Origin of the sequence: Alkalibacterium olivapovliticus (genome assembly GCF_003003275.1) — a bacterium.
In the GTDB taxonomy this organism is placed as follows: Bacteria; Bacillota; Bacilli; order Lactobacillales; family Carnobacteriaceae_A; genus Alkalibacterium; species Alkalibacterium olivapovliticum.
Genome location: NZ_PVTO01000020.1, coordinates 41,762 through 49,269 on the forward strand (window position 1 = coordinate 41,762; position 7,508 = coordinate 49,269).

Annotated in this window: 9 protein-coding genes; 3 read left to right on the forward strand and 6 right to left on the reverse strand. The window is 40.6% G+C overall.

The features are described 5' to 3' along the window. Nucleotides 1-14 precede the first annotated feature (14 nt). Together trpX and CLV38_RS09750 are read right to left on the reverse strand one after the other, a co-directional pair. Nucleotides 15-1,055, reverse strand: a complete 1,041-nt coding sequence (gene trpX, locus CLV38_RS09745; RefSeq protein ID WP_106194840.1) for a tryptophan ABC transporter substrate-binding protein — start codon at nt 1,053-1,055, stop codon at nt 15-17. A 532-nt stretch (nt 1,056-1,587) separates the two neighbouring features. Beyond that, nucleotides 1,588-1,977 (reverse strand): hypothetical protein, encoded by a 390-nt coding sequence (locus CLV38_RS09750; protein ID WP_106194843.1) that lies wholly within the window; start codon nt 1,975-1,977, stop codon nt 1,588-1,590. A 179-nt stretch (nt 1,978-2,156) separates the two neighbouring features. On the opposite strand from CLV38_RS09750, the gene CLV38_RS09755 reads away from it, so the two are divergent. Beyond that, nucleotides 2,157-3,299: an NAD(P)/FAD-dependent oxidoreductase gene (locus tag CLV38_RS09755; protein ID WP_106194846.1), complete on the forward strand. Its 1,143-nt coding sequence runs from the start codon at nt 2,157-2,159 to the stop codon at nt 3,297-3,299. A 74-nt stretch (nt 3,300-3,373) separates the two neighbouring features. Continuing rightward, the gene (locus CLV38_RS09760; RefSeq protein WP_106194849.1) at nt 3,374-3,571 is read left to right on the forward strand and encodes a C4-dicarboxylate ABC transporter; all 198 of its coding nucleotides are present in this window, start codon (nt 3,374-3,376) and stop codon (nt 3,569-3,571) included. Between the two features lie 37 nt (nt 3,572-3,608). Here the strand turns inward: CLV38_RS09760 and CLV38_RS09765 are convergent, their stop codons facing one another. Beyond that, nucleotides 3,609-4,301: a phosphatase PAP2 family protein gene (locus CLV38_RS09765; RefSeq protein WP_106194852.1), complete on the reverse strand. Its 693-nt coding sequence runs from the start codon at nt 4,299-4,301 to the stop codon at nt 3,609-3,611. A 225-nt stretch (nt 4,302-4,526) separates the two neighbouring features. On the opposite strand from CLV38_RS09765, the gene CLV38_RS09770 reads away from it, so the two are divergent. Further along, entirely contained in the window at nt 4,527-5,558 is a 1,032-nt protein-coding gene (locus CLV38_RS09770) for a GMP reductase (protein WP_106194855.1), read from the forward strand. Between the two features lie 87 nt (nt 5,559-5,645). Here the strand turns inward: CLV38_RS09770 and CLV38_RS13755 are convergent, their stop codons facing one another. The 3 genes from CLV38_RS13755 to CLV38_RS09780 form a co-directional block, all read right to left on the reverse strand. Next, nucleotides 5,646-5,810, reverse strand: coding sequence for a hypothetical protein (locus tag CLV38_RS13755; RefSeq protein WP_170068873.1), 165 nt, complete (start codon nt 5,808-5,810; stop codon nt 5,646-5,648). Nucleotides 5,811-5,812: 2 nt separating this feature from the next. After that, nucleotides 5,813-6,376, reverse strand: coding sequence for a guanylate kinase (locus CLV38_RS09775; RefSeq protein WP_106194859.1), 564 nt, complete (start codon nt 6,374-6,376; stop codon nt 5,813-5,815). A 77-nt stretch (nt 6,377-6,453) separates the two neighbouring features. Then, nucleotides 6,454-7,116: an undecaprenyl diphosphate synthase family protein gene (locus CLV38_RS09780; protein WP_106194862.1), complete on the reverse strand. Its 663-nt coding sequence runs from the start codon at nt 7,114-7,116 to the stop codon at nt 6,454-6,456. Between the last annotated feature and the right edge of the window lie 392 nt (nt 7,117-7,508).

The window sequence follows — 7,508 nt, forward strand, 5'->3', positions numbered from 1 at the left end:
CTCAAATTCCTCTCTTATTCTCTAACCTCTATAATAGTCGCTTGTTCTAATATCGATTCTGGAATAGTAATATTTAGTCGATCTGCTTTTTCCTGATTGACTAAGATGTCTCCTTCACTTAACACAAAGACTGGGAACTCGCTTGGATCCTGACCGTCCAGTACTTCAGCAGCCATTCGTCCGGCTTCCTCGCCCATCTCCGTCTGATTGATTCCCACTGTGATCAGTCCACCTTGAGCAATCATCAGATCGACTGTTGGGATCAGCGGCATATCATACAGGTCAGCCTCGCTGACGACTGTGTCAAAGGCACTTGCGATAGTGTTGTCTGTTGGAAGGTAAATCGCGTCAACTTCCTGTGACATGGATGCGACCATCTGCTGGATTTCGTTTGTGCTTGAAACAGTATAGGTCACTGCTTCCAGTCCCATTTCTTCCAGTACTTCTGCTGCGCGTTCTCCTTCAGCTCTGGAATTATCTTCCCCTGAGCTGTAAAGCAGTCCGACTGTTTCAGCTTCCGGTAGAACCTCGACCATCAAATCAAGCTGGGCTTCGACCGGAGCCTGGTTTTTAACGCCCGTGACATTAGTTCCCGGCACTTCTTCCGATTCCACAAGTCCAGCACCGACAGGATCTGAGACTGCACCCATGATGATTGGAATATCAGTGGTTGCATTCGCAAAGGCCTGACTGGCTGGTGTGCCGATCCCAATCAGCAGGTCTGCTCCTTCTTCAACTAATGACTGAGCCATTGTATTCATCAGGTTCTGATCTCCCTGAGCATTCTGGAAAACGACTTCAATGTTTTCGCCATCAACGTATCCGTGTTCCGCTAATCCTTCGATAGAGCCGGCAGTGATTTCATCAAGTGACGGGTGACTGGTGGTTTGTAAGATACCCACCTTGATCATACCCTCTCCAGTAGTATCCCCATTCGGTTGTGCTGTCTCATTCTCTGTTCCAACATTATCTGCGTTAGTCAATGACGAAACAAAAACCCCAATCAATATAACTAAAATAATGCCTATTGTGATAATCATGCCTTTTCTTTTCATTTTTAATTTTCCTCTCTGATTTTAAGTAATTGATTTGTTTGTTCTTACCCTATTCCCTTGCCAGTCCCAGTCAGATTGCATCTGCATCCACCCCTTTTATGTAAGCTTAATTGTCGACTCGAGAATGTATTGTTTACTGTCTGACCTGTTAGCCAATACGCTTTATGATTTCAGATAAAACAAAAAGGCAACTCCCACGATTGTAACTTAGTCGTGGAAATTGCCTTATAAACAGCAAAAACCACATAGATGGGTTAATCATCTATGTGGCATTAACTGAAAAATTCTCGTTAAAATAAGCCGGCATAGATACAAAGTTTAGTTTGTCCTAAACGTTGTATCCATGAAAGAAAGTCTTCATCAATACAACGATTTGCGCCAGCTGTTCCAAGCAGTATTCAGTTGGTTAAGTTGGTCAAATCGTTTCATCATGCTGAGCTCTCCTTCATGTCTTTTAATGTGATTTTTATATTACACCTCTTGTTTTGATCCGTCAACCGTTAAGTTTTTTTGATTGCTTGATTTTATTACTTTAATTAGGTGAAGATTCTCTCACAGCTTTATTTATCTGCCAATCTGTAATAAAATCATTGACAAATTTGAAAATAAGTAAAGGAAATATTAAAGACAATATATTGTTTGAATAAAACAGCCCATCGCTACGGAGACTGATCGTCACGAAAAAATAGATCAAAACAGCAAATATATACACTAAATCAAGTATGCTATTGATTATGATCGCTTTTTTGACTTTATCTGTTTTGATTTCTTTTTCTTTTAATAGTGCACTCACGTTAAACCCACGAAACATAGTAATATAAATTGAACTATATTCTTTCTGAGTAGCTTTGTAAATAGCTACCCCTTTCAAAACAGCTAAGACAATCGATACACCAACTATAATACTATACATGATTATCATAAGATTGCTCCTTTATATTTGTTGCTGTAAGCATACATATAAAGGCGATTCATTACAAGAAGTGTTCCGCCAAAGTCTCAAGCGGATAATTATCTCATAAAAAGATAGAAAGATTCCAAATCACACTGACAGTCATGTTACACTAATTAAGAACTCGAACAAGAAAGGTATGACTACACATGACTAAAAAAGTTGCAATTATAGGAGCAGGCGTTATCGGAGCTTCTACTGCCTACTTTTTAAGCAAAGAGGAATCGATCAATCTGACCATTTACGATGAAGGAACTGGTCAAGGGACATCGGCAGCTGCCGGTATCATCAGCCCCTGGTTATCCAGAAGGCGGAATAAAAAATGGTATCACATGGTCAAGGAAGGCGCCGCTTTTTATCCGACTTTTCTTTCTGAAGTAATGGAAGGTGAAGAAATTCCTTCATCCGTTTATAAACAAGTGGGAACCCTGCTTTTTAAAAAGAAAGAAGAGTATATACATGAAATGTTCACCATTGGAAAAAAAAGGAAAGTAGATGCGCCTGAAATAGGAGATCTGGCAATTTTATCTCCTGAAGAAATCAGAGAGAAAATGCCTCTTTATACTGGAGCCAATTCCGCGGTCTGGGCATCCGGAGGCGCACGAGTGGATGGTGGACGTTTAGTAGATCTGCTGTTGTCCAAAGCTCAAGCAAACGGTGCTCACGTGGTTAGACAGCACGTGACGTTTGAAAAAAATACAGATTCTAATGATTCAACCTATATTGTCAAAACGAAACAGTCCTCTAAACAATTTGACTCAGTTATTTTATCCGCCTCGGCTTGGCTTCCGGATCTGCTGATGCCGATGAATTACGCTGTCGATATCCGCCCGCAAAAAGGCCAGCTCGTAGAACTGCAGTTGACTAATTGGGTTACAGATGACTGGCCCGTCATTATGCCTGAGGGAGAATCGGATATTATCCCATTTGAGAATGGAAAGATCATTATTGGAGCCACTCATGAGAATGAGAAAGGATTCAATCTCACTATTGATAAAGATATGCTGAATAACATGGTTCTAGAGGGCACCACACAGTTCTCCAATGAGCTGCACCAGGCTGAAATATCTACTTACCGTTCAGGTACCCGGGCATACACCTCCGATTTCGCACCGTTTTTCGGTGAAGTACCTGACCTCCCGAATGTATTTGCTGCAAGTGGCTTTGGATCGACTGGATTAACAGCAGGACCACTTGTAGGCCAGTGTCTGGCTCAGATGGTAACAAGTGAACCGACCACTCTCCCTGTAGAGGATTACCCTATCGAAGACTACATTAAAAAGGTGAATTAGATAATTGTTTAGCTTCCCAATGTAAGGTATACTTTTAAAATAACAGAGTGATGGTGAGACAAGGAGAGTAGAGTATGGGATCAGATAGAGTTGGTAAATTAATCGGATGGGTCGCAATGGCCTTAGCACTAATAGGATTTTTCCTCTGGAATATTCCTCTGGGATTAGCTGCTATCGCCTTAGGTGGTATTGGCCTAGCCAGTCCTGAAAAAGGATTGAACTGGACAGCTATCGCATTTGGCGCAATTGCTATGATCATAGGTATCATATAAAAAACAGCAAATGAAAAGGACAGCAGAGTCTAATGACTCACCGCTGTCCTTTTTTGTATCCTTTGTCTTTAAGTGACACACTGTATAACCCTATACTTAATGATAACATTGCTAGACCGAGTGAGTACCCGCCGATGACATCAGATGGGTAGTGTACACCGAGATAAATGCGACTCATCCCTATTAAAGCAATCAAGGGAAGCAATGTGACCGATCCGATCAGAACGGGGAGCCACGTTTTGCTGGCTCTGATAATCAGAAATAATAAAGCCCCATACGTAATAATCGACCCCATTGCATGACCACTCGGGAAAGAATAACCGCCCTGAACAATCAGATGTTCAACATGAGTGGGTCTTGGTCGTCTGAATAAAATTTTAACTAGCTGATTCACTCCACCGGCCCCTACACTGACCGTCAGGAAGTACCAGACTGCCAGCCGGGTATTTTTACGGAACCGCCAGATATAAAGTGACAATACAATAGTGAATAAGGCAATAAACCAGCCATCACCTAATCTCGTGATAAATATGAAGGCCCAAGTCAGTAACGAGCCTCTTTCTTCATAAAATTCATTCCCTATGAGTTCATCAAGAAGCCCGATGAATCCCCAGTCATAAAAACTCATCCAGACCAGAAACAGGAATGGGATCGTCAGTATCATCGCTAGTATGAATAAATTTTTGGGTCGACCAAACTTGTCTACAATATAATCTTTTACTTCTTCCATGTTAAAACCCTTTCGTCTTTTGATAGCCCTCAATTGACCATTTTAGCTTAAACCTGCAAGTCTTTCAACATTATTTGCTTTGTTGGAAATCAGACATATCTGATCCTCTATTTGCTTTGACATCGAGCGCATCTTTCGGTAAAGTAGTTTAGGGAAACTCGATTGTAAATGCACGATTTTCTCCCCAAAATATGTCTTAACAGACGGCAAAAAGAGGAGTACACCATGAAAGTTTTTGATTATGAAGATATACAATTGATTCCGGCAAAATCAATCGTCAAAAGTCGTTCTGAATGTGATACATCAGTGACTTTAGGCAACCGCAGATTTGCTTTGCCAGTCGTTCCTGCAAATATGCAGACCGTCGTTGATGAAGAATTATCCGTATGGCTTGCTGAAAACGATTATTTTTACGTTATGCACCGCTTCGAAGAAGAGGCACGTAAAGCGTTTGTTAAAATGATGCACGAGCGTGATTTGTATGCTTCAATCAGTCTTGGCGTTAAAACAGATGAGTATACGTTTGTAGAAAAACTCGCACAGGAAAATCTGGTGCCTGAATATATCACGATAGATGTGGCACATGGCCATTCCGAACAGGTTATTGATATGATCAAACAGGTCAAGACATTTTTACCTGAAACCTTCCTCATTGCAGGGAATGTCGGGACACCTGAAGCTGTGCGTGAACTTGAAAACGCAGGTGCTGATGCTACTAAAGTGGGTATTGGTCCAGGTAAAGTCTGTACCACTAAACTGAAGACCGGTTTTGGTACTGGCGGATGGCAGCTGGCTGCTTTATCTCACTGTTCAAAAGCGGCACGTAAACCATTAATTGCTGATGGCGGCATTCGTACACATGGCGATATTGCCAAATCGATTCGCTTTGGCGCAACAATTGTCATGATCGGTTCACTTTTTGCCGGACATGATCAGTCACCCGGTAAAATGGTCAGAATCAATGACAAGCCTTATAAAGAGTATTTCGGCAGTGCCTCTTCACATCAAAAAGGTGAGCGTAAAAATGTTGAAGGCAAAAAAATGCTGACGCCTTATAAAGGTGATATTGCAGATACTCTGCTTGAAATGAAACAGGATTTACAATCTTCTATCTCATATGCAGGTGGAAATGATATCGGATCCTTACGTAAAGTCGATTATGTTATTGTTAAAAATTCCATCATGAATGGTGAAAACTATAATGCGAGCGGCATCGATGTACCGGATAGTTACGCATCCAGCAACTTTACAGTCTAAATAATCAGACAAACAAGACACAAACCCTAACAGATAAACGGTAGGCTGAATACCATCAGCTTACCGTCTTTTTTTGTGAGTGTGCCTTTATTTTTTCAGTTCGATAATAATAATGACAACAATGTACAGAAAAACAAGGAACAGTACCAGAAACAGCGTCCAGAACGGCAAGTCAAAAAACAGACTTAATATAAAGTATATCAGTAATGTATAAAGGGGATACCATACAATCGTTTTTGGATCAATCTCCATAACTACGCCTCTTTTTTGGATGCAGCAGTTTCAGCTCTGACTACCTCCAGAATTTTAGTAACGGTTTCTTCAACTGATCTGTTCTCCAGTATCAGATCTGCCTCCGGAATGGGCTTTAACTCATCTGTTTCTTCACTGAAGGCCACTCGTTCTGAAATTTTCTGTTGAGAATCGCCACGCCGATTCATCCGTTTCTTCATTTCCTCAGTCGATACATAAATGAAGACGACCAGGGTTTCTTCAGGATACACTTTCTTCATAGCCTTTGCCCCATTTTTATCGAGCGACACATGAACTAAAGGGTGTTTATCTAAAGCCTGAGAGACTTCCGCCTTTGTCAGCCCATAGAGTTTCTGATTATAGATTGTCTGCTCAATAAAATCATCTGGGTCTAACTCTTCCACTTTTTTGAAATAGTAATCCACTTCGTCTTGTTCACCCTCGCGCGGAAGCCGCGTGGTCGTCGTGATTAATTTAGGAATACCCTTCTGGCTCAAGAGTTCACCTATCGTTGTCTTTCCACTGCCACTTGGACCCACTAAGACAATGATACGTTTGTTACCCATTCATCTACCTACTTTCTCCTTTTTAAGTGAAAAGAGACTAAACAGATCGTTTTCTGCTTACCCTCTCCTTTTACCCATTAACCGCCTAATGTAACATCTGTTTCCTGATACCACTCGAGCGCTTCGTGCAGGTGTTCGTCTTTATAATTTGGCCAGTACTCGTCGATGACATATATGTCAGAATAGATAGACTGGATCGGTAAAAAGCCGCTTAGACGACGGCGTCCACCCCATCTTAACACCATATCCATTCTCGAAATATCTTTAGATGCAATATAGTCAATCAGATTTTTATTGTCCACTACCTGATCATTTTCCAGTGCATGATTCAGATCCCAGTTCCATCCATAATTCACCAGGAAATTGACTTTCATTTTTCCTTCTCCAAATTTAGTTCGCTTCATAGCGTAAGGCAATAATTCTTTAGGAAAAACTTTAGAGTCCGTATTCCCAATAACCAGTAAATCAGCATCCCGTTTTTTCAGTTCATTCACTGAATCAACACAGGCTTTCTGAAAAGCTTTTGTCTGAAGAGAGGGGCGTTTAACATTATCCATGGTAAATCCATAGTACGTCATCTCTTCGATGCCAAGTTCAAGACACGCTTCATATAATTTTAGTCCAGGACCTATTCCATGATTATATCCTTCTTGTTTATTGAGTCCTGCATTGACAGCCCATCTTCTATTGCCGTCGGGAATCACTCCAATATGCTTTGGTAACCGTTTATACTTTTTCATTTATCTAACATTCCCCTTAATTCGTTTTGCACAACACTCCAGTATTATGGATAAATGCTTAAGTCTATCATACCGTTTTTATAGGACCTTCATCAACTAAGAGAGTGAAAATCAGGAAAAATAATCTCTTTGTAATATTAGCTGAAACTTATAAATCTGTTTAGTCTTTATCAGTAAATCAAAATTCACAATTCATTAATAATTTTTCACCTCTAAATCAACAGATAAGAACTCACCTCTGCTATATTGTGATTAAAAGAACAAGTAAGAGTCTTCAGACTATATGTATCAAAAAATAATCGAGTAGGAGATAAATGATTAATTCATTTATCGTCCTCTCACACCACCGTACGTACGGTTCCGTATACGGCGGTTCAATATCTTAAGTAAGC

Excerpts from the sequence above, each read along its gene's own strand:
- CLV38_RS09755 (WP_106194846.1), top strand. The coding sequence starts at position 2,157 with ATGACTAAAAAAGTTGCAATTATAGGAGCAGGCGTTATCGGAGCTTCT.
- CLV38_RS09780 (WP_106194862.1), bottom strand. The coding sequence starts at position 7,116 with ATGAAAAAGTATAAACGGTTACCAAAGCATATTGGAGTGATTCCCGAC.
- CLV38_RS09765 (WP_106194852.1), bottom strand. The coding sequence starts at position 4,301 with ATGGAAGAAGTAAAAGATTATATTGTAGACAAGTTTGGTCGACCCAAA.
- CLV38_RS09760 (WP_106194849.1), top strand. The coding sequence starts at position 3,374 with ATGGGATCAGATAGAGTTGGTAAATTAATCGGATGGGTCGCAATGGCC.
- CLV38_RS13755 (WP_170068873.1), bottom strand. The coding sequence starts at position 5,810 with ATGGAGATTGATCCAAAAACGATTGTATGGTATCCCCTTTATACATTA.
- CLV38_RS09770 (WP_106194855.1), top strand. The coding sequence starts at position 4,527 with ATGAAAGTTTTTGATTATGAAGATATACAATTGATTCCGGCAAAATCA.
- CLV38_RS09775 (WP_106194859.1), bottom strand. The coding sequence starts at position 6,376 with ATGGGTAACAAACGTATCATTGTCTTAGTGGGTCCAAGTGGCAGTGGA.
- trpX (WP_106194840.1), bottom strand. The coding sequence starts at position 1,055 with ATGAAAAGAAAAGGCATGATTATCACAATAGGCATTATTTTAGTTATA.
- CLV38_RS09750 (WP_106194843.1), bottom strand. The coding sequence starts at position 1,977 with ATGATAATCATGTATAGTATTATAGTTGGTGTATCGATTGTCTTAGCT.